The organism is Streptomyces sp. NPDC002809 (assembly GCF_040295435.1).
Lineage (GTDB): Bacteria > Actinomycetota > Actinomycetes > Streptomycetales > Streptomycetaceae > Streptomyces.
Genome location: NZ_JBEOVJ010000030.1, coordinates 32,171 through 56,024 on the forward strand (window position 1 = coordinate 32,171; position 23,854 = coordinate 56,024).

Consider the following 23,854-nt stretch of genomic DNA (forward strand, 5'->3'; position numbering starts at 1 on the left):
CCCAGTGCTCCTGTCTGGTCCAGGCCCGGACCGGACAGGAGACCACGGACCGGCGCAGCCCGCCGCGCGCCCGACAACCCGGTCCGGGGCACCGACCACCCCGGTGCCCCGGACCGGATGACCGCCCAATCGCAAGGAACCCGACGATGGTTGCTTTTCTCCGGCTCGCGCTGCGCCGCGTCGCGATGATGCCGGTGATGATCCTCGGTATCGCGTTGCTCGTTTTCGTGGTGCTGCAGTTCTCGCCGGTCGACCCGGCCTACAACGCGCTCGGGGAGAGCGCCAGCCCCGAGGCCCGGGAGGCCTTCGCCGAGGCCAACGGGCTCAACGACCCGCTGCCCGTGCGTTACTTCCACTTCCTCGGCCAACTGATCCACTTCGATCTCGGTTCGACCGTCCCGCCGAGCCAGCCCGTGATCGACCGGATCACCGCCGCCTTCCCGCTCACCCTCCAGCTCACCGTTCTCGGGCTCATCATCGCCATCGTCCTCGCCGTCGCGGGCGGCGTCCTGGGCGCGATGTACCGCGACCGCTGGCCCGACCAGCTCTTCCGGGTCCTGTCCATGGCCGGGGTCGCCGTTCCGTCCTTCTGGCTCGGCGTCCTGCTCATCCAGCAGTTCGCCCTGAACACCCAGATCTTCCCGACCGGCGGATACACCAACATCGCCGACTCGTTCGGCGGGTGGCTCCAGACGATGATCCTGCCCGCCGTCTCGCTCGCCGTGCCCGTCGCCGCGTCCCTCGCCCGCCTCATCCGCACCGCGATGGTCACCGAACTGGACCGGGACTACGTGCGTACCGCCCAGGGCAACGGCCTGCCGGTCTTCCTCGTCATCCGCTCGGTGCTGCGCAACGCCCTCGTCACTCCGCTGACCGTGCTCGGCGTCAAGGTCGGCTACCTGCTCAGCGGTGCCGTCGTCATCGAAGCGATCTTCGACCTGCCCGGCATGGGCAAACTCATCCTCGAAGGTGTCACCGGAGGCGACATCGCCCTGGTCCAGGGCACCGTACTGACCATCGCCATCGCGTTCCTGGTGGTCAACGTCATCGTCGACCTGCTCTACCTGCTGGTCAATCCGCGCATCAGGACGGTGTGACATGTTCGCCACGGGCCGTCTGGCCAAAAAGCTCTCCCGACCGGGCGTCGCCTTCCGCGCCCTCCCGGTAACCTCCCGCGTCGCCCTCGGCGTCCTGATCGTCGTCATCCTCGGCGCCGTACTCGCGCCCCTGCTCACCCAGGACCCCCTGACCACGGGCACCCCCGTCCAGGCCCCGAGCGGGGACCACTGGTTCGGCACCGACCGGGCGGGACGCGACGTGTTCGCCCGCGTCCTGCACGGCTCGCGCTACTCGCTGGTCATCGGCCTCGGCTCGACCGCCTGCGCCCTGGTCGCCGGCGCCCTGCTCGGCTCGCTCGCCGCCACCTCGCGCAAGCTCGGCGACGAGTCCGTCATGCGCACCCTCGACGTCATCATGTCGTTCCCGCCGATCGCGCTCGCGGCCGTCCTCGTCGCCGTGTTCGGCACCAGCATCCCGGTGATCATCTTCACGATCGCCTTCGTGTACACCCCGTCGTTGGCCCGGGTGGTCCGCGCCAACGTCCTCTCCCAGTACGGCGAGGACTACGTCGCCGCCGAGAAGGTCATCGGTGCCCGGCGCGCGTACATCGTGTTCCGCCATGTCGCCGTCAACTGCATGGCCCCGGTCATGGTCTTCGCGACCGTCATGGTCGCCGAGGCCATCATCTTCGAGGCCAGCCTCTCCTTCATCGGCGCCGGTGTGCAGGACCCCGACCCCAGCTGGGGCAGCGTGCTCGCCTACGGCCGGCAGATCCTCCTGGCGGGCGGCTGGTGGGCCACCTTCTTCCCCGGCCTCGCCCTCCTGATCACGGTCCTCGCGCTCAACATCCTCTCCGAAGGCCTCACCGACGCCTCCGCCGCGCCCAAGAGCGCCCGCGCAGCCGCCGACCCCACCGCGACCACCGCGCCGGACCCGGTCGAGGCCGCCGCCACCGTCGACATCGACGCGGCCCTCGGCAAGCTCGCCCAGCACATCAACGCCACCGAGCCCACCATCACCCCGGTCCGCGCGGACGCCGACGAACTCCTCGTCGTCCGCGACCTGGCGATCCGCTTCCCGGACCGCTACGGCGAGATCCCCGTCGTCGACAAGCTGAACTTCACCGTCCACGAGGGCGAAACCCTCGGCCTGGTCGGCGAGTCCGGCTGCGGCAAGTCCATCACCAGCCTCGCCGTCATGGGCCTCCTCGCCCGCAACGCCGAGGTCAGCGGCGAGATCCTCTACCGCGGCCGGGACCTGCTGAAGCTCCCGCCCAAGGAACGCCGTGCCCTGATGGGCCCCGAGATCGCGATGGTCTACCAGGACGCGCTCTCCTCCCTCAACCCCTCCGTGCTCGTCGGCACCCAGCTCAAGCAGCTGACCTCGCGCGGCGGTACGAAGACCCCCGCCGAGCTCCTGGAGCTCGTCGGCCTCTCGCCCGAGCGCACCCTGCGCAGCTACCCGCACGAGCTCTCCGGCGGTCAGCGCCAGCGCGTACTCATCGCCATGGCCCTGTCTCGCAGCCCCCGCCTCCTGATCGCGGACGAGCCGACCACCGCCCTCGACGTCACCGTCCAGGCCCAGGTCGTCGAACTCCTCATCCGGCTCCGCGACGAGCTCGGCTTCGCCATGGTGCTGGTCTCGCACGACCTCGCCCTGGTCGGCGACCTCTCCCACCGGGTCGCGGTGATGTACGCGGGACGGCTCGCCGAGGTCGGCGACACCCGGTCGGTCCTCACCGACCCCGCCCACCACTACAGCCGCGGTCTCCTCGGCTCCGTCGTCTCCCTGGAGGCCGGCGCCGAGCGGCTCCACCAGATCCGCGGCGTCGTCCCCGCACCCCAGGGCTTCGGAGCGGGATGCCGCTTCGCCGGCCGCTGCGGCGCGGCGACCGACCTCTGCCGCACCACCACCCCCGCACTCACCGGGCGCGGCAGCGCGTTGGACCACGGCTTCGCCTGCCACCACCCGGCCGAGGCCGCCGCGAAGAAGCTGGAAGGGAGCGCCCTGTGATCAGGCTCAACGGCGTTCACGTACGCCACAAGGCACGCAGCGGAGGTCTCTTCAGCCGCGACGCCGTCCACGCGCTGACCGACGCCACTCTGGAGGTGAAGCGCGGCGAGATCGTCGGCCTGGTCGGCGAGTCCGGCTGCGGCAAGTCGACACTCGCCCGGGTGCTGACCGGGCTGCAGAAGCCCACCGAGGGCGAGGTCCTCTTCCACGGGCGCGACCTGTGGGACATGACGGGTGCCGAGCGGCGCAAGGACTTCGGCTCCGCCGTCGGCGTCGTCTTCCAGGACCCGTCCACCGCGCTCAACCCCCGGCTCACGGTCCGCCAGATCCTGCGCGACCCGCTCGACGTGCACCGCCGCGGCACCCGCGAGGAGCGCGAGGCCCGCGTCGAGGAACTCCTCGACCTGGTCGGCCTGCCCGGACACACCCTGGCGGCACTGCCCGGCCAGCTCTCCGGCGGCCAGCGCCAGCGCGTCGCCATCGCGCGGGCCCTGGCCCTCGAACCGGAGCTGATCGTCGCCGACGAACCGACCTCCGCGCTCGACGTCTCCGTCCGCGCCCAGGTCCTCAACCTCCTCGTCGACCTGCGTGAACGCCTCGGCCTCGGCATGGTGTTCATCTCGCACGACATCCAGACCGTGCGCTACCTCGCCGACCGCATCGCCGTCCTCTACCTCGGCCGCATCGTGGAGGAGGGGCGTGCGGCGGACGTCGCGGGCGCCCCCTCGCATCCGTACACCGAGGCACTGCTCTCCGCGACCCCGAGCCTGCTGGAGACCACCGAGCGCATCGTGCTCACCGGCCCGGTGCCCTCGGCCACCAACCCGCCGCCCGGCTGTCCGTTCAGCACCCGCTGCTGGAAGGCCGACGACGAGTGCTCCACCGTCTTCCCGGCGGAGACCTTCGGGTCCGGCGAGCACCGCTGGCACTGCGTCCACCCCCAGACCCCCGCGTCCCCCTCCGGGGACCCGACCCCCGTACCGTCCGCAAGGAGCACCGCATGACCGCCCGAACCCCCCGCTATTCGGGAGTGATCCCGCCCGTCGTCACCCCGCTCACCGCGGACGGCGAGCTCGACCGCCCCTCCTTGGAGCGGGTCGTGGGGCACCTCCTCGACGGCGGTGTCAGCGGGCTCTTCGCCCTCGGCAGCTCCGGCGAGACCGCCTATCTGACGCCCGGACAGCAGGACGAGGTCATCGAGGTCATCACCTCGGCGGCCGCCGGCCAGGTGCCGGTCCTCGTCGGCGCCATCGAGACCACGACCAACCGGGCGATCGAGCGTGCGCAGCGCGCCGCCGAGCTCGGGGCGGACGCGGTCGTCGTCACCGCGCCGTTCTACACCCGCACCCACGACCTGGAGATCGACCGGCACTTCAGGGACGTTGCCGCTGCCGTCGACCTGCCGCTCCTGGCGTACGACGTGCCGGTCTGCGTACACAGCAAGCTGGACCCGGAACTGCTGCTGCCGCTGGCGGCCGACGGGGTGCTGGCCGGGGTGAAGGACTCCAGCGGCGACGACGGGTCGTTCCGCCGGCTCGTCATCGGCGCCCGTGAGCTGCCGGACTTCTCCGTCCTCACCGGTCATGAGCTGGTCGTCGACGCGATGATGCTCGGCGGCGCCGACGGTTCGGTCCCGGGGCTGGGCAACGTCGACCCGCACGGGTACGTACGCCTCCACCACGCCGCGGTCCGCGGCGACTGGGCGGCGGCGAAGGACGAGCAGGACCGTCTCGTCGCGCTCTTCGACATCATCCGAGCCGCCCGTCCCGGTACCGCGTCCGCCACGGCGGCCGGACTCGGCGCCTTCAAGACCGCGCTGATGCTGCGCGGGATCATCGCCACCAACGTGATGAGCCCGCCGATGCGCAGGCTGGACGCCGCGGAGACGGCGACGATCGCCGAGTGCCTCGACCGCGCGGGACTCTCCCTGGCCTGACGGTCGCGGGAACCGGCGCCCGGACGTGAAAAGGTCCGGCCGGACAGCTTCTTGCTGTCCGGCCGGACCTTTTCGTGTGCGGGGCTACGTCACTTCTGCGAGGCGCGGCTGCGGCGCATCAGCAGACCACCACCGAGCACGAGGGCGGCGCTGGCGCCACCCGCGATGCCCAGGTTGCCGTTGGCACCGGTGTGCGCCATCTGCGGCGGCTTGTGGTGCTTGGGCGGCGTGTGGTGCCAGGTGTGGGTCGGCGGGTTGTGCGGGTGCCACGTGTGGGTGGGCGGGTTGTGCGTGGGCGGGTTGTGGGTCGGCGGGTTGTGCGTGGGGGGGTTGTGCGTCGGCGGGTTGTGCGTCGGCGGGTTGTGGGTGGGCGGGTTGTGGTGGTGGCTGGGAGGGCAGTTGTGGTCGTGGTGGTGCGTCGGGGGCTTGTGCGGCTTCGGGGGCTTCGGCGGCTTCGGCGGGTTGTGGTGGTGGCCGGGCTGGCAGGCGCAGTCGTGGTCGTGGTGGTGCGTCGGGGGCTTGTGCGGCTTCGGGGGCTTGGGGTGCGTCGGAGTGTCGCCACCACCCGACTCGTTCTCGCACTCGTTGCCGAACGCGGGGTTCAGCGCACCGATCACGTTGACCGTGTTGCCACAGACGTTGACCGGGACGTCGACCGGTGCCTGGATCAGATTGCCCGACAGCACGCCGGGGGAGTTGGCGGCGACACCGTGGGCGTCCGCGCCCTGGGCGTCGCCGGCTTCGGCGTCGCCGCCCTCGTTCTCGCACTCGTTGCCGAACGCGGGGTTCAGCGCACCGATCACGTTGACCGTGTTCCCGCACAGGTTGACCGGGATGTGCACCGGAACCTGCACGGCGTTGCCCGAACCCACACCGGGCGAACCGAGTGCGGCGCCGTCGGCCGAGGCGTCGGCGAATGCGTAGCCGCCGGAGGCGGTCAGGATGCCTGACGCCGCCGCCATGACGAGCACACTTTTACTCAAGGCTTTTCGCATGGGTGCCCTTTCCTGGGACATTTCGCGCGGGCGGTATTGACCCGCAATTCGTTCATCAGGCGGTGCAGTAACCGTCGGGCCTGCCAGTTCTGCTGGATGGACGTCCCGTCGGGCGCGCTTGACGACACCCATAACGACGGTGAAGTGACGGGGAAACGTGGAACCAGTGAGAATCCTGTGACCACCCGGACGGATTACGTATGTGCGTTCGCCCGACGTTTTCGTTCCAGGTCGTTGAGCCACTTTCGTACGGATGTCCGTGCAGTCCCGGCATTCGGGTGAATGGCGATAACCAAACGCCCGGAAGTCAGTTGGTCAGTGCGCTCCGGTACGGGGCATCCAGTACGAGAAGGGTTCATCGTGATCAAGAAGGTCCTGGCTACGGGTGCTGTCGCCGCCTCCATCCTCGGTCTCGGCGCGACGCAGGCGATGGCCATCGGCGACGCCGGCGGCACGACCTCCGTCAACGGCAACGGTGCCTCGCAGTCGTTCGGCAACGCCGAGACGCACGGCGACGGCAGCCCGCAGTTCGGCCTGGTCCAGGGCTCGCTGAACAAGCCCTGCATCGGCCTGCCGGCCAAGGCCAACGTCGGTTCGCTGATCGGGTTCATCCCGATCGCGGTCCAGGACGTCAACGTCCTGTCCTCGCCGCAGAACCAGCAGTGCACCGAGAACTCCACCCAGGCCAAGGGCGACGAGCCGCTGTCGCACATCCTGTCCGGCATCCCGGTCCTCTCCGGCAACGGCGCCGGCAACAGCTGATCCAGCTGTCAACAGGCCCGGGCCGTCGGCGTTTCCCGTCCGGCGGCCCGGGCCTGCTGCTGCCCTTCTCGGGGGCGCCCCGAGAAATCCGGATGACCGCGGTGACGGCAAGTCGCCGGAAAACTGCGTCATTCGGGCGGATTTCGAAGAATCTCCCTGGTGGAGAGTTTCGCTTACCGTCCTAAATCGTTACGAATTACAGCAGCGGAGTTACGAGTGATCAGGACCGCGCTCGTGCGGCACGAAAGTCGTGGCCGCTCCGGACTCCGTCGAAGAAAGGGTTGAAAGTGAAGTACAACAAGATTGCCGCCGTCGCCGCCGGAACCCTCATGGCAATGGGTGCCGCTGCCCCGGCCTTCGCCGACTCCGGCGCCGAGGGTGCGGCCGTGCACTCCCCGGGCGTGCTGTCCGGCAACCTCGTCCAGGCTCCGATCCACATTCCGGTCAACGTCTGCGGCAACACCGTGAACGTCATCGGTCTGCTGAACCCGGCCTTCGGCAACTTCTGCGCCAACCACTGATTCGCGCACGCCGGATCCGTTCGGCGCCGGTCTGCCCCGGATCGCATTCCATGCGATCCGGGGCTTTCCTCTTTTCTGCGTTCCGTCCCGGGAGTTCGCAGCCCTCCTCGATGCGGTGGAACGGCCGAAGACGTTCCACCGGCCCGGGGCGCGGAGCGCCGGCGGCTGGGGGCGGACATCCGGGGCGGGCGCGCGGGACGGAGTACCGACAGTGCACCACCGAATCATGTCCGGTGTCCCGCACCGTACTCGAATCAGTGATTAGTCATGCAATCTTCCGAAGTCATGGGAAACCGGATCCGAGAAAAGGGGAGGGGCCCAGTTGCCCTGCCTCAATCGGATCGTTACCCAGGGGGAGAAAGCGGCAGAAGTCACAGCTAAAGAAGGCTGGTGCGGCGCGGGAACGCGACCGAAACGGATGCCGCTGCAGAAGGGAACCCGAAGTGAAGTACGCGAAGACAGCTGCGTTCGTTGCCGGTTCCGTGGTTGCTCTCGGGACGGCTGCTCCCGCCTTCGCCGTTACCAACGCCACGGCCCCCAGCTTCAGCCTCGACGGCGGTGTCAACCAGGTGGTGGCCGCGGCCCCGCAGGCCGTCGACCCGGTCGTCGACACCGTCGGCGGTGCCGCGGACGCGCTGCAGAAGGACGGCACCGTCACCAAGGTCGCCGGCCAGGCCACCGGTGCGGCCAAGGGCGCCGCCCCGCTCATGGGCGGCCTCCCGATCGGCGGCTGACCCGCCCCCGCGACAGCGATTCCCGCCTCTCACCGAGGCACGCGCATTTCTCCGGTGCCACGCATTCCGTAGCCGTACGGAATGCGGAAATACCGTTCGAGTGAAGCGCCGCAACCATTCCCGCCACCACGAGTTGATCAGGTAGCTCCGGACAGGCGGGCAACAGAAAACCCCAGAAGGGCTATTTCATGATCAAGAAGATTATGGCCTCCGCGGCTGTCGCCGCTTCCATCGTCGGCGTCTCCGCCGCGATCGCGCCGCAGGCGATGGCGATCGGCAACGAAGGCGGCACCACGGCGGTCAACGGCAACGGTGCCGTGCAGTCGTACGGCAACTCCGCCACCCACGGTGACTGGAGCCCGCAGTTCGCGCTCATCCAGGGCTCGCTCAACAAGCCCTGCATCGCCCTGCCGGCCAAGGCCAATGTCGGTTCGCTCCTCGGTGCCATCCCGGTCTCGGTCCAGGACATCAACGTCCTGTCCTCCCCGCAGAACCAGCAGTGCACCGAGAACTCCACCCAGGCCAAGGGTGACGAGGCTCTGTCGCACATCCTTTCCGGCATCCCGATCCTGTCCGGCAACGGCGTCGCCAACGACTAGGGGTTCCCGAAGCGCCCGATGTTCTGAGGCGCCCGCAGTTCCTTGATCACGAGTGGGGCCGACCCGTCCTCGTGGCAGCCGGATTTCCGGCGCCGCCCGGACGTGTCGGCCCCACGTCGTTTGCCGTGGTGCGGCCGGGCGCTCCCCCGAAAGGGCGGGTCCGCTGGGCCGGTTGCCGTAGTGGCGGCGAAAGCTCCCCGTCGTACGGGGTAAGGGCCATTCATGGATCAGCGCGACAGTCAACGACGGCGGGACCCGCACCGGTACCCGCAGGACAGCACACCGATCTACGACCGTCTCCTCGCCGAGTGGCAGGCGGCGGCACGCGGTGACGGGGCTCCGCCGGGTGGTGCCGGGACCGGACCGTCCGGCGCGGGCGGCCTCGTCCCCGGGGCGCGCGTGTCCGGCGAGGGATCGCGCGGCTGACGCCGGGTCAAACTTGTGCCGGATCGAACCCATTTGAGTGGAAGCGCGGAACCGAAACCTCCGTAAGAGGTTGATCAGTACGTTCCAGAACGGAACGTTCCGAAAGGTGAAGCGTGATGAAGAAGATGATGGCCGGCGCGGCAGTGGCCGTGTCCCTGGTCGGCCTCTCGGCCGCCGTAGCCCCCTCGGCCATGGCGATCGGTGACGAAGGCGGCACCACGTCGGTCAACGGCAACGGTGCCAAGGAGTCGTTCGGCAACAGCGTGACCCGGGGCGACGGCAGCCCGCAGGTCCAGCTCGTCCAGGGCTCGCTGAACAAGCTCTGCGTCGGAGCGCCGGTCAAGGCCAACGTCGCTTCGCTCCTGGGTCACTTCCTGCCCGTGGCGGTCCAGGACGTCAACGTCCTGTCCTCCCCGCAGAACCAGCAGTGCACCGACAACTCCACTCAGGCCAAGGGTGACGAGGCTCTCTCGCACCTGGTGAACGGCATTCCGGTCCTCTCCGGGAACGGCATCGGCAACAACTGAGTCCGGGCACACACCGCGGGCGGCCGGGAAGGTACCGGGCCGCCCGCGGTGCGTGGCCGAGACACCTGAGCACAGAGATGCCCACCGCTCCCCGTGGAGCGGTGGGCATCGTGCGTGCCGGGGGCGGTCAGCCCAGGCTGCGTACCGGCAGGACGCAGTGGGCGGAGCTCGCGATGACCTCCGGGTCACCGGCGAAGAGACGCAGCTCCTCCTCGCCCACCGGCAGCCCCGGGGCGCCCTGCGGCCAGGGGCGGGTGGCGAACATCGCGTGCACCTCGCCCTGTTCGGCGGCGGCCGCCAGCCACTGGGGCGGTACGGGGTACTGGGCGGTGAAGTGAGGCAGCGTCAGCACGGCCTGGCCCGCCTGGACGAGGAGCTTGACCGGGAGGCCGGGCGTCTCGACGGCGCGCACCGGAGCGCCGCCGGCCGGGAGCCCGCAGCGATCAAGGGCGATGCGCATGGCGGCCTCGCCGACGGCCGGCCCTTCCGAGCCGTCGCCCAGCGAATAGGCGAGCAGGAAGGCGACGTCGTGGCCGCCGTGGGGGTGCTCGCCGCTCCAGCCGATCAGGGTGAGCGTGCCCAACTGGGCCTGGGTGAACGTGGTGGCTGTCTGGGGGGAGGTCATGTCCGGCACCCTAACCGTCCGGGACCGGTCGATCTCCATGCGTATCACCCGATCGAGGGAGAGTAGGTGATATTCCGGCCGGCCACGGCACCGGAACCGCCTCCCGTCCGGCCGGAACGGAGTCCCGTGATTAATCGGTTGACGCCGCCGGGCCGCCGCGGGCTATCGTGTGCAGCGTTACGGACGGCGGAGAAGACCCGTCGGTGCCGGACCGTGTGTGAAACCGGAGGTGAGGACATTGATGACTGTCGCTGCGGTGGGCGCTGCCCACAAGCCGAAGAGCATCGTTCCCACCCCCGTGGCCGCCGGCTGACCGACCTCACTCACCTCTGCGCCTCAGTGCGCACTGCCGGGGCCACCCTGTGAAGGGTTTCCCTTGTCTTTCCCGTCCTCCTCTTCTCCTTCTTCCTCTTTCTCCACTCTTCAGGGCTCCTCGGCCTCGCACCCCCTGGCCGCCTACGGCTGGGACGACGGCTGGGCCGCCGAGTTCGCGCCGCACGCCGAACAGGGGCTGCTGCCGGGACGCGTGGTGCGGGTCGACCGCGGGCAGTGCGACATCGTCACCCCGCACGGCACGGTCCGCGCGGACACCGCGTTCGTCGTGCCCCGTGACCCGATGCGGATCGTCTGCACGGGCGACTGGGCTGCCGTCGACCCCGACGGTGACCCGCAGTTCGTCCGTACGCTGCTGCCACGCCGCACGGCCTTCGTCCGCTCCACCTCGTCCAAGCGCTCCGAGGGACAGGTGCTCGCCACCAACGTCGACCACATCGCCATCTGTGTCTCCCTGGCGGTCGAACTCGACCTGGGGCGGGTGGAGCGCTTCCTCGCCCTGGCCATGTCCAGCACCGGCGGTGACGCGCTGCTCCGCGACGGGGCGGCGGACGGTCACGGGGCCGCCGAGACCCTCGTCGTCCTGACCAAGGCCGACCTGGTGCCGGACCCCGCCACCCTCGCACACCTGGTCGAGGACATCGAACGGCTCGCGCCCGGGGTGCAGGCGCTGCCCGTCAGCTCCGCCACCGGCGAGGGCGTCGACGTGTTCGCCGCCATCGTCTCCGGCGGAACGAGCGTGCTCCTCGGGGCCTCGGGCGCGGGCAAGTCCACCCTCGCCAACACCCTCCTCGGGCACGACGAAATGGAGGTGCAGGCCACCCGTGACATGGACGGGAAGGGCCGGCACACCACCACGACGCGCAATCTTCTGGTGCTGCCCTCCGGCGGGGTCCTCATCGACACTCCGGGGCTGCGCGGAGTCGGTCTGTGGGACGCGGAGACCGGGGTGGGCCAGGTCTTCTCCGAGATCGATGAGCTGGCCGGGCAGTGCCGGTTCCACGACTGCGCGCACGAGGCGGAACCGGGCTGCGCGGTACTCGCGGCGATCGAGGACGGATCGCTGCCCGAGCGACGCTTCGACAGCTACCGCAAGCTGCTGCGCGAGAACCAGCGCATCGTCGCCAAGACCGACGCCCGGGTCCGCTCGGAGATCCGGCGCGACTGGAAGCGCAAGGGCGCCGAGGGCCGGGCCGCCATGGAGGCGAAGCGCGGCCGGGTGCGGTAGCCGGAGCTGCTCGGTCGACGTCCGAAAACCGCGAGTCCGCAGGTGCGTGAAGGCGCACACTGGACGGTGTGATGGACGAAGAGACCAGGTACGAGGCGGTGAGCAGCCGCGACGCGCGTTTCGACGGGGAGTTCTTCTTCGCCGTCGAGACGACCGGCATCTACTGCCGGCCGAGCTGCCCCGCCGTCACCCCGAAGCGGAAGAACGTCCGCTTCTACCCGACCGCGGCCGCCGCCCAGGGCCACGGCTTCCGGGCGTGCAGACGCTGCCGCCCGGACGCCGTCCCCGGCTCCGCGGACTGGAACGTCCGGGCCGATGTCGTCGGGCGCGCCATGCGGATGATCGGCGACGGCGTGGTGGACCGGGAAGGCGTCCCCGGTCTCGCCCACCGGCTCGGTTACAGCTCGCGGCAGGTCCAGCGGCAGCTCAACGCCGAGCTGGGCGCCGGGCCGGTCGCCCTGGCCCGCGCCCAGCGCGCGCACACCGCACGGCTCCTGCTCCAGACCACCGCGCTGCCTGTCACGGAGATCGCCTTCGCGGCGGGGTTCGCCAGCGTGCGCCAGTTCAACGACACGGTCCGGCAGATCTACGCCCGTACCCCGAGCGCGCTGCGCACCGAGGCCGGCACCGGGCTCGGTGCCGCGGTCCGGGAGGCGCGCACCACCGGCGTTCCCCTCCGGCTCGCGCACCGGGGGCCGTACGCGGCCCGTGAGGTCTTCGACCTGCTGGCCGCCGAGGCGATCGCCCGGATCGAGGAGGTCAGCGGGGAGACCGGGGCCCGGACCTACCGCCGCACCCTGCGTCTGCCGCACGGCACGGGCATCGCCGCCGTGGACGAGCGGTCGGCGGGCAACTGGCTGGATGCCCGCATCCACCTCACGGACCTGCGCGATCTGACGACCGCGGTGCAGCGGCTGCGCCGCCTCTTCGACCTGGACGCCGATCCGTACGCCGTGGACGACCTGCTCGGCGCCGATCCGCTGCTCGCGGCGGGGGTCGCCGCCCGCCCGGGGGTGCGCTCGCCCGGTACGTCGGACCCCGAGGAGTTCGCCGTACGGGCGCTGCTGGGACCGGCGGCCGCCGGGGGGCTGGTCGAGACGTACGGGAAGGTCCTGGACGTGCCCTGCAGTGGGCTCACCCATGTGTTTCCCGAACCGGGTGTCCTGGCCGGTGCGGTGTCCGACCCCGCACTGCGGGCGCTAGCCGCGGCTCTCGCCGACGGTGCGGTGCGGCTCGACGCGGGCGCCGACCGGGACGAGGCCGAGCAGGCGCTGCTGCGGCTGCCGGGCATGGACCCGGCCACCGCGGCGCTGATCAGGATGCGCGGCCTGGGCGACCCCGATGTCGACCCGTACGGCACGCCCGGCGCGGAGCGGTGGCGCCCGTGGCGCTCCTACGGCGTACGCCGTGCGGAACTCACGGACCGGCCGTCCGCGCGGCGGCGGCTCGGACGGGCGGGTCCGGCCGGGCGCGGGCTCGTCGAGGACCAGGCTTCGCACAGCTGACGGCCACCGGAGGGGGGCTCAGCCCCAGATCACCGCGCCCAGCCACGCTCCCACCGCCAGCAGGCACGCGAACAGCTCGACGAGTACGGAGTAGCCGGTCGCCCGCATCACCGAGCGGACCGACGCCCAGCCCGCCGCACGGCTGCCCAGCCGCAGCCGCTCCGCCCCGTAGATCACACCCACGTACCCGGCGATCGCACCGACCACCGGGATCACGAAGAATCCGGTGATCGCGCCGATCCCGCCGAGCATCAGCGTCCGCCGCGGCGCCCCGGACTCGCGGGGGCGGCGCGGCGGCAGGAGCGGTTTCAGTGCCTGGTTCAGCAGCAGCAGCGCCGTGGCCCCGATCAGAACCCCCCAGGCGGCCGGCGTCATGTTCGTCAGTGCCCACCACAGGACGGCCGCCCAGACGATCGCCTGCCCCGGTACGCCGGGCACCAGCACGCCGATCAGGCCGAGCAGCATGACCAGGCCGACGGCGACGAGCTGCCACACACTCATCTGACCAGCCTGCCGGAATCCGGCCGGTCCCGCCCGTCGTCGGTCCCCGTCCCCGGGCCCGTCGGTGCAGCTCAGAGGCGCAACGGCGGGGGAAGCCGCTCGCTCAGGGGCGCGGTCAGCGGGCGACCCAGCCCCGCTCGTACGCATGCCAGCCCAGCTGGAGCCGGGTCGACACCCCGGTGAGCTCCATCAGGCCCTTGACCCGGCGCTGCACCGTCCGCAGCCCCAGGTCCAGCTGTTTCGCGACGCTGGCATCGGTCAGGCCGGCCAGCAGCAGCGACAGGATCTCCAGATCCGTCGGATCGGGACCCGCGGTGTCCTCGTCGACCCGGCCGCTCTCGGCGAGCCGCAGCGGCATCGCCTCGCGCCACACCGCCTCGAAGAGCCCCGTCAGCGACTCCAGCAGCCCCGATCCGTGCACCACCAGCGCCGCGGGCTCCGCGCCGCGACCGGTCAGCGGCACCATCGCCATCGCCCCGTCCGCGACGACCAGCTTCGTCGGAACCCGGTCCACGACGCGGCACTGCTCGTTGCGGCTCAGCGCCGCAGACAGCTCCAGGATTCCCGACGGCAGGCTCAGCACCTCGCGCTCGACCACCACCCGGAACGACACCCCGCGGTCGGCCGCCTGCTCCTCCGACTCGTTGTCGAGCCCGCTGACCGCGATCGGGTTCCCCGTGACCAGGGCGCACACCTCACTCGTCGCCCCGAGCTGCAGCTGATGGAAACGGTGGGCCACCGCGCTCGCCCCGGTGACCACCTCGACCAGATCGTGCACGGCGGGCTCGGCGGCGTCCACCCGGTACTCCTCGGCCAGCAGCACCGCCGCCAGCTCCGCCTGCTCCAGCTCGTGGCGCTGCTGGGTCAGCAGAGCCCCCAGCGCGACCCCGGGCGGTGCCGCCACCCAGCGCCCCGTACGGGCCGACGACTGGGCGGCCAGCCCGTGCTGCTCCAGCCGCCGCAGCGCCCGCTCGGTGTCCCGTTCGGGCATGGCGAGCCGGTGCGCGAGATCGGACACCTCCGCAGCTCCGACCGCCACGAGCGCGCGATAGGCAGACTCCTGTGTCTCGTCGAGACCTATGGCTCCCAGCATCCCCGGACCCCTCCCGACCGCATTGCTTCCCTGTCGATGCCTACTGCCCGGCCGACCGGCCGTGGCGGAAAGCGGCCACGGCGTAAACCCGCCGTGGCACATCATCGCTGTACCGCCCGCCACTCTGCCAATGTGGCGCCACCGCAGCACCAACAACCTCCGGAATACGGGCCTTTACGCCCATCCGTTCCGGTTTCACTTGGGGAGAGCGATGCGTCCGATATCGCGTACGGCACTGGGAGCGGCCACCGCCGCCGTCCTTGCCGTCACGGTGATCGCGCCGTCCGTGGCAGCGCCACAGGGCGACGCGGCCACGAAGAGACCACTGACGGGCAGCGCGGCTGCCACCGCCGAAGCGAACAAGCCGGTCACCATCACCCTGGTCACCGGCGACAAGGTGCTGGTGAGCACCGACGGTTCGGGCCACGCCTCGGCCACCGCGCTGCCCCGCGAGGACGGCACGGTGCCCCTCGTGCAGACCCGCCGCTCGGGCGAAGACCTGTACGTCTACCCGGACTCCGCGGTGAAGGCGCTCGCCGACGGCGCCGTCGACGAGGAGCTCTTCAACGTCACCGGACTGATCCGCCAGGGGTACGACGACGCGCACGCGGACTCCGTACCGCTCATCGCGACCTACTCCAAGGACACCGCACGCAGCGCGCCCGCCACCCCGCGCGGCGCCGAGCGCGGCCTCGCACTCCCGTCCATCGACGGTGTGGCGCTCAAGGCCGACAAGGAGCGGACGGCCGCGTTCTGGTCGGACGTCACCGGCTCCGGCCGGTCCCGCTCCGCCGCCGGGCTGAAGAAGCTCTGGCTGGACCGCAAGGTCGAGGCCAGCCTCGACCGCTCCACCAAGCAGATCGGCGCCGACCTCGCCTGGGCCGCCGGATACGACGGCAAGGGCACCAAGGTCGCCGTCCTGGACACCGGCGCCGACGCCGAACACCCGGACCTGGAGGGCCGGATCACCGAGTCGAAGAACTTCACCGACTCCGACACCACCGACGACCGCCAGGGCCACGGCACCCACACCCTCTCCACCGTGGGCGGCAGCGGCGCGGCCAGTGACGGGAAGAAGAAGGGCGTCGCCCCCGGCGCCGACCTGCTCGTCGGCAAGGTGCTCAACGACAGCGGCTCCGGCGCCTCCTCCTGGATCATCGCGGGCATGCAGTGGGCCGTCGACCGGAAGGCCGACGTCGTCTCCATGAGCCTGGGCAGCCAGACGCCCACCGACTGCACGGACCCGATGAGCCTGGCCGCCGAGGAGTTCGGCAAGAGCAAGGACACCCTGTTCGTCATCGCGGCCGGCAACTCCGGGCCGACGCTCAACACGGTCTCCTCGCCCGGATGCGCGCCCAGCGTGCTGACGGTCGGCGCGGTCGACCGCGACGACTCCACCGCGCAGTTCTCCAGCCGCGGACCCGCGATCGTCTCGCACACCCTCAAGCCCGAGATCGCCGCCCCCGGCGTCAACATCTCCGCCGCCGCGGCAGGCGGCCGCGGCATCTACGCCTACCGGTCGATGTCCGGTACGTCGATGGCCACACCGCACGTCGCGGGCGCCGCGGCCATCGTCAAGGAACGCCACCCCGACTGGACGGCCCAGCAGGTCAAGGCGGCCCTCGTGTCGTCCGCGAAGAGCGACATCCCCGGTGACGTACGCGAGACAGGCGGCGGCCGGCTCGACGTCAAGGCCGCCATCGACACCACGCTCACCGGCGCGCCCGCCGTGCAGGGCGGCACCTTCAACTGGCCGCAGGACAAGACCGACCGCACCACCGTGCAGATCCCGTACACGAACACGGGCGACAAGCCGGTGAAGCTCTCGCTCAACCTCCAGGGCGTCACGGGCAACGACGGTTCGGCCGTCCGCTCCTCCGTCGCCGCACTCGGCGCGAAGAGCGTCACCGTGCCCGCCGGAGCGACCGTCGAGGTCCCGCTGAAGCTCGACCCGGCCGCGAAGCTCCAGGACAGCCAGTACGGCGATGTCACCGGCAGGGTGCTGGCCACCGCGACCGGCGGCGTCAAGGTCTCCACCCCGTTCTCGCTGTACGTGGGCGCCGAGACCGTCACCTTGCGCGTCAAGCTGGTCGACGGCAACGGCAAGCCCGCCACCGGCTCCTCCTCGCTGGACGTCATCGGCACCGACACCGCCACCGGCGAACGCCGCTTCAACGACGGCTCGGCCGACCAGGTGTACGAGGTGCGCCCCGGCGCCTACTTCGTGTCCAGTTTCATCGTCTCGGCCGACCCCGAGGACGCCACCGGGACCCTCGCCAAGTCGGTCGGCTACCTCGCCAGGCCGCAGCTGAACGTCACCAAGGACACCACCCTGGTACTGGACGCCCGCAAGGCGCACCGGATCAAGGTGAAGACCGAGGACCGGGTCACCGAGACCCGCAGCGCGACCCTGGCCTTCGGCCGGAGCTGGGACGACGTCTGGCTGCACTCCGGATCCATCGCCGGCGGCAGCGTCATCAAGGACTACGTGGTCGACATCCAGGGCAAGGCCCGTGACGGAGACTTCGAGTTCGACAGCTTCTGGCGTGCCTACGCCCCGCAGATCGAGAAGCTCGCGGTCGTCGGCGGCGCCACCCTGCACCCCACCCCCGCGTCGTCCGGCTCCGTCAACCTCGACGGCACCGGGCAGGCCGCACTCGTCGACGCCGGCACCGGTACCCCCGATGAGCTGAAGGCCGCCGCTGTGTCGGGCAGGATCGCTCTGGTCCTCGTCCAGGACGGCGCTGCCATGGCCACCCAGGCACGCGACGCCGCAGCCGCCGGCGCCGTGGCGATCATCGCCCACCGCCCCTCCGCGGGTCCGTGGAAGCCGTCCGTCGGATACGGTGCGGCACTCCTGCCCTCGCTCGGGATCCAGGCGGACGAGGCGGCAGCGCTGACCACCGCACTGGCCGCCGGACCGGTGGAGCTGCGCTGGAAGGCCACCGCTGCCAGCCCGTTCGTCTACAACCTGGCCTTCCCCGAGACGGGCACCGTCACCTCGGACCGCACGTACAAGGTCAAGGACAGGGCCCTCGGCAGGGTCGACTCCACCTATGAATCGATGGGCGTCAGGACCGACTTCGTCGATACGCTGCTCGTCGCCCTCCCCTACGGCGCCAGGTACGGCGTCGGCGCGTTCGACAGCGTGCCCGCACCCGGAAAGCGCACCGAGTACTACTCGGCGGGCGACAGCACCTGGCAGCAGGCGCTCTCCTCCAGCTTCCCGTGGGGCGAGTTCATGGTGGACGAGTTCCGTACGTACAAGGCCGGTTCGAAGCGACCGGCCGACTGGTACCGGGGCATCCTCGTCCCGTCCGCGCCCCGCGACGACCTGGGCGGGGAGCTGCTCGCCGCCGAACGCCAGGACAATCTGATCGGCGTGGCCCCGGGCTTCTGGAGCGACAGCGAACACGGCGGTCTCCAGGGCTCCTTCGGAGACATGGGCAGCATGCGCCTCACCAGCGGTGGCACGGTGCTCGGTACATCCGGCTGGCCGTCCGGGGTGTTCACCGTCCCGGCCGAGGACGCCGCGTACGAGCTCACCATGACGACGATGAAGTCCGGTCAGCCCGCGAGGGTCTGGAAGCGGTCCACCCGGACCGAGACCACCTGGAAGTTCCGCTCGCACCGTGACGAGACCGCCTACTCGCAGGGCATCCCGCTGCTCTTCCCGGGCTACGACCTGCCCTCCGACGGCATGAAGACCCTGGCGGCGAAGGACGGTCAGCACATCGGACTGAGCGTCACGGGCCACGCCGGCTACACGCCCGGCAAGCTGACCGCTGCCAAGGTCTCGTACTCGTACGACGGCGGCGCGACCTGGACCGAGGGCACCACCGCACAGCAGGGCGGCCGTTGGACCGCGACCGTGAACCACGCGGACGCGGCCGGCAAGCCGGTCACGCTGCGCACCGAACTGACGGACGCCAACGGCAACTCCGTCGTCCAGACCGTGACCGACGCCTACGCCGTGCGCTGACGTCGCGTCACCCGAACCGGTCCGCCGGGCGTCCTTCCCGTGGGGGGTGGGGCCGCCCGGCGGACCTTTTCCGTGGGGGCTCTTCGGCCACTTTTTCCGGATGTCCCGTTTCCGTGCGGGCCCCGCGGTGGACAATAAGGGCATGAGTCAGCAGGGGGAGAGGTCCGCCGCCCACGAGGACGACTGGTGGCGCAGGCTGTACGACGAATCCGCCCCGGACGCCGGGGCGAGCCACGCGGCCGACAGTCTCGACGACCGCTTCGACTCGGCCTCGGGTGCCGTGGGGCCCGACGGCGGTGGGGTGTACGAGACCGCGGCCCCGGTGCCCGAACCGAGGACCGCGCCGTCCGGCATCACCCGAATGGCGGAGACCTCGCCTGCCCCGCCGCCCGAGGTGACCATCCGCGCGCCGTGGGAGCCACCGGCAGGCCCACCGCGACCACGCACCTTCGCGCCGCCTCCGCCACCTCCGCCTCCGCCACCTCCGCCTCCGCCACCTCCGCCTCCGCCTCCGCCTCCGCCACCTCCGCCGCCGCCGCCTCCGCCACCTCCGCCGCCTCCGCCTCCGCCTCCGCCCGTGCGGCAGGTATCCGAGGCGGTCCGGACGCCCGAGGCGTTCCGGGCACCTGAGCCGCCGCCCGCCGAGCCGCCGACCGTCGTGTCCCGCCCGCCCCTCGTGCCGGACGGGGCGGTGCCGCCGCTGCCCAGGCGCCCCGTCGTCGAGCGGTCCGAGGGGGCCCGTCCGGACGAGCCCGCGCCCGTCACCGGACCGGCCCCCGTCCCGGAGGCGACGGCGCCGCATCCCCCGGTCGCCCACGTGGGTGCGAGGCCGCCCACGTACGACGCCGAGCCCACCGGGTTGCCCGCCAGCGACCCGCGCGGGCTGGGCGGCCTCGTCGCCGACACCGTGCTCGACGGTGCCAGGTACGGCACGTACACCCTGCGGGCGGCCTCCGTACGGGGTGACTCCGCCCGCTTCCGGGGGGAACTGCGGCGCGACGCGCTGCTCACCGCGCGGTTCGGCACCGCGGAGCGCGCGCTCGTCCTCGTCGCCGTCGCGGGTGGCGACCGGTCGTGCGAGAGCGCGCATCTGGCCGCGGCGGACGCCTGCCGGTGGATCGGCGAAGCCGTCGGGCGCAGCCATGCCCGCCTCTCCGACGACATAAGAGCGGGCCGCCGCGGCGACCTCAGATCCGGACTGCACCGGCTCACCGACCGCAGCTACGGCAAGCTGCGCGCCCGCGCCGCCGAACTCGGCCGCGAACCGCACGAGTACACGGCGGGTCTGCGCTGTCTCCTGCTGTCCGCCGACCCCGAATGCCGTACCCGGGTCTTCTTCGGCGTGGGGGGCGGTGGGCTCTTCCGGCTGAGGGAGGGCAGCTGGCAGGACCTCGAACCGATGGTGCCGCAGACCGGGGAGGCCGTGGTCGGCTACGGTTCGGCGGCGCCCGGGAGCGGGCCCGACGGGGACCGGCTGACCATGGACCTGGGAGTCACCACCGCCCCGCCCCCGTACACCGAGGACCCGGCCCCGCCGCCCGCCGAGCCGTTCCGCTTCCGCGCGTCGGTCGCCCGGCCGGGCGACACCCTGCTGCTCTGCAGCCCCGGTCTCGCCGAGCCGTTGCGCGGTGAGCCGGCGCTGGCCGAGGAACTCGCCGAGCGCTGGACACCGGCCCGGGCACCCGGCCTCGGCGCGTTCCTGGCCGACACCCAGCTCAGGGTGACGGGGTACGCCGACGACAGGACGGCGGTCGGCGTCTGGGAGGCGTAACCGCCCCGGCCATGGGTTGATGGACTCCGGAGAATCCGTCCGGCCGGGGTTTCGTGCTCCGGCACCAGGACAGTCGGACGGTCGGACGTCCACGGAGCACAGGCAGAGGGAGTGCGCACCCATGGCCAAGCAGAACGTGTCGGAGCAGTTCGTCGACATCCTCGCCCGGGCGGGCGTAAAACGCCTGTACGGGGTGGTCGGCGACAGCCTCAACCCGGTCGTCGACGCGATCCGCCGCAACCCGGACGTCGACTGGATCCAGGTCAGGCACGAGGAGACGGCCGCGTTCGCTGCCGGCGCCGAGGCGCAGGTCACCGGCGAGCTGGCGGCCTGCGCCGGGTCGTGCGGCCCCGGCAACCTGCACCTCATCAACGGCCTCTACGACGCCCATCGGTCCATGGCGCCCGTCCTGGCGCTCGCCTCGCACATCCCGTCGAGCGAGATCGGACTCGGCTACTTCCAGGAGACCCATCCGGAGCTGCTCTTCCAGGAGTGCAGCCACTACAACGAGATGATCTCCAACCCCCAGCAGATGCCACGGCTGCTCCAGACGGCCATCCAGCACGCGGTCGGCAGGGGCGGCGTCGCCGTCGTCTCCATGCCCGGCGACGTGGCCTCGCAGCCCGCGCCGGAGAAGTCCGTCGAACATGCCCTGGTCACTTCGCGGCCCACCGTGCGGCCCGGCGACGCGGAGATCGAGAAGCTCTGCCGGATGGTCGACGAGGCCAAACGGGTGACCCTGTTCTGCGGCAGCGGCACCGCGGGTGCGCACGCCGAGGTGATGGAGTTCGCGGAACGGGTGAAGGCCCCGGTGGGCCACGCCCTGCGCGGCAAGGAGTGGATCCAGTACGACAACCCGTACGACGTCGGCATGAGCGGGCTGCTCGGCTACGGCGCCGCGTACGAGGCCACGAACGAGTGCGATCTGCTCATCCTGCTCGGCACGGACTTCCCGTACAACGCCTTCCTCCCCACCGATGTGAAGATCGTCCAGGTCGATGTGCGCCCCGAACACCTGGGACGCCGCTCCAAGCTCGACCTGGCGGTCTGGGGCGATGTCCGGGAGACGCTCCGCTGTCTGACCCCGCGGGTGAAGGTCAAGAACGACCGCAAGTTCCTCGACCGCATGCTCAAGAAGCACGCGGACGCGCTGGAGGGCGTGATCAGCGCGTACACCCGCAAGGTCGACAAGCACGTCCCGATCCACCCGGAGTACGTGGCCTCGGTCCTGGACGAACTCGCCGACGAGGACGCGGTCTTCACCGTCGACACCGGAATGTGCAACGTCTGGGCCGCCCGCTATCTGACGCCGAACGGCAAGCGCCGGGTGATCGGTTCGTTCAGTCACGGCTCCATGGCCAACGCGCTGCCACAGGCCATCGGCGCGCAGTTCACCGACCGGAACCGGCAGGTCGTCTCGATGTCCGGGGACGGCGGATTCACCATGCTGATGGGGGACTTCCTGACCCTGGTCCAGTACGACCTGCCGGTGAAGGTCGTACTGTTCAACAACTCCTCGCTGGGCATGGTCGAGCTGGAGATGCTGGTCGCGGGACTGCCGTCGTTCGGGACGACCAACAAGAACCCCGACTTCGCGGCCGTGGCACGGGCCTCGGGGGCGTACGGCGTCCGCGTCGAGAAGCCCAAGCAGTTGGAGAGCGCCCTCAAGGACGCCTTCAAGCACAAGGGGCCGGCCCTGGTCGACGTCGTGACCGACCCGAACGCGCTCTCCATCCCGCCGAAGATCAGCGCGGACATGGTGACGGGCTTCGCGCTCTCCGCCAGCAAGATCGTGCTGGACGGTGGCGTGGGCCGGATGGTTCAGATGGCCCGGTCCAACCTGCGTAACATGCCCCGCCCGTAGGAGGCCCTGCCGAATCGAATGACGGGGCGTCAGATCTAGGTGTCTGACGCCCTCTTGGCGACCCCAGAGCAATGTGACATATTACTGCCGTGTTCACGAGACAGCGTTTCGACGTGGTCGTCGTCGGCGCCGGAGTGGTCGGCGCCGCCTGCGCGTATTACGCCGCCCGGTCCGGACTCTCGGTCGCGGTGGTGGACAGCGGGCCGGTCGCCGGCGGCACCACCGGCGCGGGGGAGGGGAACCTCCTGGTCTCCGACAAGGTGCCGGGCCCGGAGCTGGACCTCGCGCTCCTGTCCGCCGCGCTCTGGCGCGAGCTTGCCGAACTGCTGCCCTCCGCAGTCGAGTTCGAACAGAAGGGTGGGCTGGTCGTCGCGGCAGGTCCCGAGTCGCTGGCCACCCTGACCGCGACCGCCGCAGGGCAACGGGCGGCAGGAGTCGAAGCCACTGCGGTGGCATCCGAGGAACTGAACCTGCTCGAACCGCACTTGGCCTCCGGGCTCGCCGGAGGATTCCTCTATCCGCAGGACGCCCAGGTCCAGCCGGCCCTGGCCGCGGCCCACCTCGTCCGCGCGGCCCGCGACGCCGGAGCGATCCTCCACCCGGGGCAGGCGGTCACGGCCGTGCTGACCGGACCGACGGGCGCGGTACGCGGCGTACGGACCCGTGCGGGCGAGCTGTTCGCCCCTGCGGTGGTCAACGCGACGGGTGTACGGGGCGGGGAGCTGGCCGCTCTGGCGGGTGCCGAACTGCCCGTGCTGCCCAGGCGCGGCTTCGTCCTGGTGACTGAGCCGCTGCCGCCGCTGATCAGGCACAAGGTGTACGCGGCGGAGTACGTGGCCGATGTGTCGAGCGCTTCGGCCGCCCTGCAGACCTCTCCCGTCGTGGAGGGCACACAGGCCGGGCCCGTCCTGATCGGTGCCAGCCGTGAACGGGTGGGCTTCGACCGGACGTTGTCCGTCCCCGTGGTCGGCCGGCTGGCCGCGGCGGCGGCCGCGCTCTTCCCGGTACTGGCCCACACCAGGGTGCTGCGGGCCTACCACGGCTTCCGTCCCTACCTGCCCGACCACCTCCCGGCGATCGGGCCCGACCGCCGGGTGCCGGGCCTCTTCCACGCCTGCGGCCACGAGGGCGCCGGCATCGGACTGGCGCCCGCCACGGCCGTGCTGATCACCGCCGCGATCCGAGGGGAGCAACCGGCCCTCGACCCCGAGCCGTTCCGCCCGGACCGGTTCGACGCGGACCCCCGCTCCGGTTCCGGAGGCTGACCGCCCGGCCCGGGGCCACACCGACAGCCTCCGTGGCCGCCACTGTGGCGCCGTACACCCGGACAGGCCTCGATACCTCGATACCTCGATACCCCGATATTTCGAGGCCCCCGAC

At 71.2% G+C, this 23,854-nt stretch carries 21 protein-coding genes and 1 pseudogene; 17 read left to right on the top strand and 5 right to left on the bottom strand.

The features are described 5' to 3' along the window. Positions 1 to 146 precede the first annotated feature (146 nt). The 4 genes from ABT025_RS19570 to ABT025_RS19585 are packed head-to-tail and all read left to right on the top strand — an operon-like array spanning position 147 to position 5,008. Positions 147 to 1,097 carry an ABC transporter permease gene (locus ABT025_RS19570; RefSeq protein WP_350995632.1) on the top strand — a complete coding sequence of 317 codons (951 nt, stop codon included), beginning with the start codon at positions 147 to 149 and terminating at the stop codon, positions 1,095 to 1,097. 1 nt (position 1,098) lies between these two features. Next, positions 1,099 to 3,072, top strand: a complete 1,974-nt coding sequence (locus ABT025_RS19575) for a dipeptide/oligopeptide/nickel ABC transporter permease/ATP-binding protein (protein ID WP_350995635.1) — start codon at positions 1,099 to 1,101, stop codon at positions 3,070 to 3,072. After that, positions 3,069 to 4,076 carry an oligopeptide/dipeptide ABC transporter ATP-binding protein gene (locus ABT025_RS19580; protein ID WP_350995638.1) on the top strand — a complete coding sequence of 336 codons (1,008 nt, stop codon included), beginning with the start codon at positions 3,069 to 3,071 and terminating at the stop codon, positions 4,074 to 4,076. Before ABT025_RS19575 ends, ABT025_RS19580 begins: the two co-directional genes overlap by 4 nt. Further along, a complete protein-coding gene (locus ABT025_RS19585; RefSeq protein ID WP_350995641.1) occupies positions 4,073 to 5,008 on the top strand; it encodes a dihydrodipicolinate synthase family protein in 936 nt (311 codons plus the stop codon). Before ABT025_RS19580 ends, ABT025_RS19585 begins: the two co-directional genes overlap by 4 nt. 89 nt (positions 5,009 to 5,097) lie before the next feature. Here the strand turns inward: ABT025_RS19585 and ABT025_RS19590 are convergent, their stop codons facing one another. Next, complete coding sequence (locus tag ABT025_RS19590) at positions 5,098 to 5,979, bottom strand: chaplin (RefSeq protein ID WP_350995772.1); 882 nt, start codon at positions 5,977 to 5,979, stop codon at positions 5,098 to 5,100. 384 nt (positions 5,980 to 6,363) lie between these two features. Here ABT025_RS19590 and ABT025_RS19595 point away from each other — a divergent pair, with 384 nt between their 5' ends. From ABT025_RS19595 to ABT025_RS19620, 6 genes are all read left to right on the top strand, one after another. Next, positions 6,364 to 6,765, top strand: coding sequence for a rodlin (locus tag ABT025_RS19595; RefSeq protein WP_350995644.1), 402 nt, complete (start codon positions 6,364 to 6,366; stop codon positions 6,763 to 6,765). Between the two features lie 287 nt (positions 6,766 to 7,052). Then, positions 7,053 to 7,286, top strand: a complete 234-nt coding sequence (locus ABT025_RS19600) for a chaplin (protein ID WP_350995647.1) — start codon at positions 7,053 to 7,055, stop codon at positions 7,284 to 7,286. A gap of 443 nt (positions 7,287 to 7,729) precedes the next feature. Next, positions 7,730 to 8,020 (top strand): hypothetical protein, encoded by a 291-nt coding sequence (locus tag ABT025_RS19605; protein WP_350995649.1) that lies wholly within the window; start codon positions 7,730 to 7,732, stop codon positions 8,018 to 8,020. Positions 8,021 to 8,208: 188 nt separating this feature from the next. Continuing rightward, positions 8,209 to 8,619, top strand: coding sequence for a rodlin (locus tag ABT025_RS19610; protein ID WP_350995652.1), 411 nt, complete (start codon positions 8,209 to 8,211; stop codon positions 8,617 to 8,619). Between the two features lie 222 nt (positions 8,620 to 8,841). Then, on the top strand, positions 8,842 to 9,045 hold the full coding sequence (locus tag ABT025_RS19615; RefSeq protein WP_350995655.1) for a hypothetical protein: 204 nt from the start codon (positions 8,842 to 8,844) through the stop codon (positions 9,043 to 9,045). A gap of 116 nt (positions 9,046 to 9,161) precedes the next feature. Then, on the top strand, positions 9,162 to 9,572 hold the full coding sequence (locus ABT025_RS19620) for a rodlin (protein WP_350995658.1): 411 nt from the start codon (positions 9,162 to 9,164) through the stop codon (positions 9,570 to 9,572). Between the two features lie 127 nt (positions 9,573 to 9,699). Here the strand turns inward: ABT025_RS19620 and ABT025_RS19625 are convergent, their stop codons facing one another. Further along, complete coding sequence (locus tag ABT025_RS19625; protein WP_350995660.1) at positions 9,700 to 10,197, bottom strand: DUF5949 family protein; 498 nt, start codon at positions 10,195 to 10,197, stop codon at positions 9,700 to 9,702. Positions 10,198 to 10,573: 376 nt separating this feature from the next. Between ABT025_RS19625 and rsgA the strand changes: the two genes are divergently transcribed. Further along, the gene (rsgA, locus tag ABT025_RS19630) at positions 10,574 to 11,758 is read left to right on the top strand and encodes a ribosome small subunit-dependent GTPase A (RefSeq protein ID WP_350995663.1); all 1,185 of its coding nucleotides are present in this window, start codon (positions 10,574 to 10,576) and stop codon (positions 11,756 to 11,758) included. A gap of 71 nt (positions 11,759 to 11,829) precedes the next feature. Continuing rightward, positions 11,830 to 13,357 (top strand): annotated as a pseudogene (locus ABT025_RS19635) (DNA-3-methyladenine glycosylase 2 family protein). Here the strand turns inward: ABT025_RS19635 and ABT025_RS19640 are convergent. Both ABT025_RS19640 and ABT025_RS19645 read right to left on the bottom strand, forming a co-directional pair. After that, positions 13,282 to 13,764, bottom strand: a complete 483-nt coding sequence (locus ABT025_RS19640; protein ID WP_350995666.1) for a DUF456 domain-containing protein — start codon at positions 13,762 to 13,764, stop codon at positions 13,282 to 13,284. The pseudogene ABT025_RS19635 and the gene ABT025_RS19640 overlap by 76 nt on opposite strands. Before the next feature lie 115 nt (positions 13,765 to 13,879). Beyond that, the gene (locus ABT025_RS19645) at positions 13,880 to 14,857 is read right to left on the bottom strand and encodes a helix-turn-helix domain-containing protein (RefSeq protein ID WP_350995668.1); all 978 of its coding nucleotides are present in this window, start codon (positions 14,855 to 14,857) and stop codon (positions 13,880 to 13,882) included. A gap of 211 nt (positions 14,858 to 15,068) precedes the next feature. Here ABT025_RS19645 and ABT025_RS19650 point away from each other — a divergent pair, with 211 nt between their 5' ends. Next, a complete protein-coding gene (locus ABT025_RS19650) occupies positions 15,069 to 18,839 on the top strand; it encodes a S8 family peptidase (protein ID WP_350995671.1) in 3,771 nt (1,256 codons plus the stop codon). 147 nt (positions 18,840 to 18,986) lie between these two features. Here ABT025_RS19650 and ABT025_RS19655 read toward each other — a convergent pair whose 3' ends face one another. After that, the gene (locus tag ABT025_RS19655) at positions 18,987 to 19,241 is read right to left on the bottom strand and encodes a hypothetical protein (protein ID WP_350995674.1); all 255 of its coding nucleotides are present in this window, start codon (positions 19,239 to 19,241) and stop codon (positions 18,987 to 18,989) included. 9 nt (positions 19,242 to 19,250) lie between these two features. On the opposite strand from ABT025_RS19655, the gene ABT025_RS39540 reads away from it, so the two are divergent. From ABT025_RS39540 to ABT025_RS19670, 4 genes are all read left to right on the top strand, one after another. Further along, positions 19,251 to 19,469: a hypothetical protein gene (locus ABT025_RS39540; protein ID WP_502971987.1), complete on the top strand. Its 219-nt coding sequence runs from the start codon at positions 19,251 to 19,253 to the stop codon at positions 19,467 to 19,469. Further along, positions 19,417 to 20,610 (top strand): protein phosphatase 2C domain-containing protein, encoded by a 1,194-nt coding sequence (locus tag ABT025_RS19660; RefSeq protein WP_502971986.1) that lies wholly within the window; start codon positions 19,417 to 19,419, stop codon positions 20,608 to 20,610. Before ABT025_RS39540 ends, ABT025_RS19660 begins: the two co-directional genes overlap by 53 nt. Before the next feature lie 121 nt (positions 20,611 to 20,731). Then, a complete protein-coding gene (locus tag ABT025_RS19665) occupies positions 20,732 to 22,474 on the top strand; it encodes a pyruvate dehydrogenase (protein WP_350995680.1) in 1,743 nt (580 codons plus the stop codon). Positions 22,475 to 22,563: 89 nt separating this feature from the next. Further along, positions 22,564 to 23,739 carry an NAD(P)/FAD-dependent oxidoreductase gene (locus ABT025_RS19670; RefSeq protein ID WP_350995683.1) on the top strand — a complete coding sequence of 392 codons (1,176 nt, stop codon included), beginning with the start codon at positions 22,564 to 22,566 and terminating at the stop codon, positions 23,737 to 23,739. Positions 23,740 to 23,854: the final 115 nt, after the last annotated feature.

Coding starts and splice junctions, on each gene's coding strand:
- ABT025_RS19645 (WP_350995668.1), bottom strand. CDS start 14,857: ATGCTGGGAGCCATAGGTCTCGACGAGACACAGGAGTCTGCCTATCGC.
- ABT025_RS19575 (WP_350995635.1), top strand. CDS start 1,099: ATGTTCGCCACGGGCCGTCTGGCCAAAAAGCTCTCCCGACCGGGCGTC.
- ABT025_RS19615 (WP_350995655.1), top strand. CDS start 8,842: ATGGATCAGCGCGACAGTCAACGACGGCGGGACCCGCACCGGTACCCG.
- ABT025_RS19570 (WP_350995632.1), top strand. CDS start 147: ATGGTTGCTTTTCTCCGGCTCGCGCTGCGCCGCGTCGCGATGATGCCG.
- ABT025_RS19625 (WP_350995660.1), bottom strand. CDS start 10,197: ATGACCTCCCCCCAGACAGCCACCACGTTCACCCAGGCCCAGTTGGGC.
- ABT025_RS19620 (WP_350995658.1), top strand. CDS start 9,162: ATGAAGAAGATGATGGCCGGCGCGGCAGTGGCCGTGTCCCTGGTCGGC.
- ABT025_RS19650 (WP_350995671.1), top strand. CDS start 15,069: ATGCGTCCGATATCGCGTACGGCACTGGGAGCGGCCACCGCCGCCGTC.
- ABT025_RS19665 (WP_350995680.1), top strand. CDS start 20,732: ATGGCCAAGCAGAACGTGTCGGAGCAGTTCGTCGACATCCTCGCCCGG.
- ABT025_RS19640 (WP_350995666.1), bottom strand. CDS start 13,764: ATGAGTGTGTGGCAGCTCGTCGCCGTCGGCCTGGTCATGCTGCTCGGC.
- ABT025_RS19585 (WP_350995641.1), top strand. CDS start 4,073: ATGACCGCCCGAACCCCCCGCTATTCGGGAGTGATCCCGCCCGTCGTC.
- ABT025_RS19610 (WP_350995652.1), top strand. CDS start 8,209: ATGATCAAGAAGATTATGGCCTCCGCGGCTGTCGCCGCTTCCATCGTC.
- ABT025_RS19655 (WP_350995674.1), bottom strand. CDS start 19,241: ATGGTCACCTCGGGCGGCGGGGCAGGCGAGGTCTCCGCCATTCGGGTG.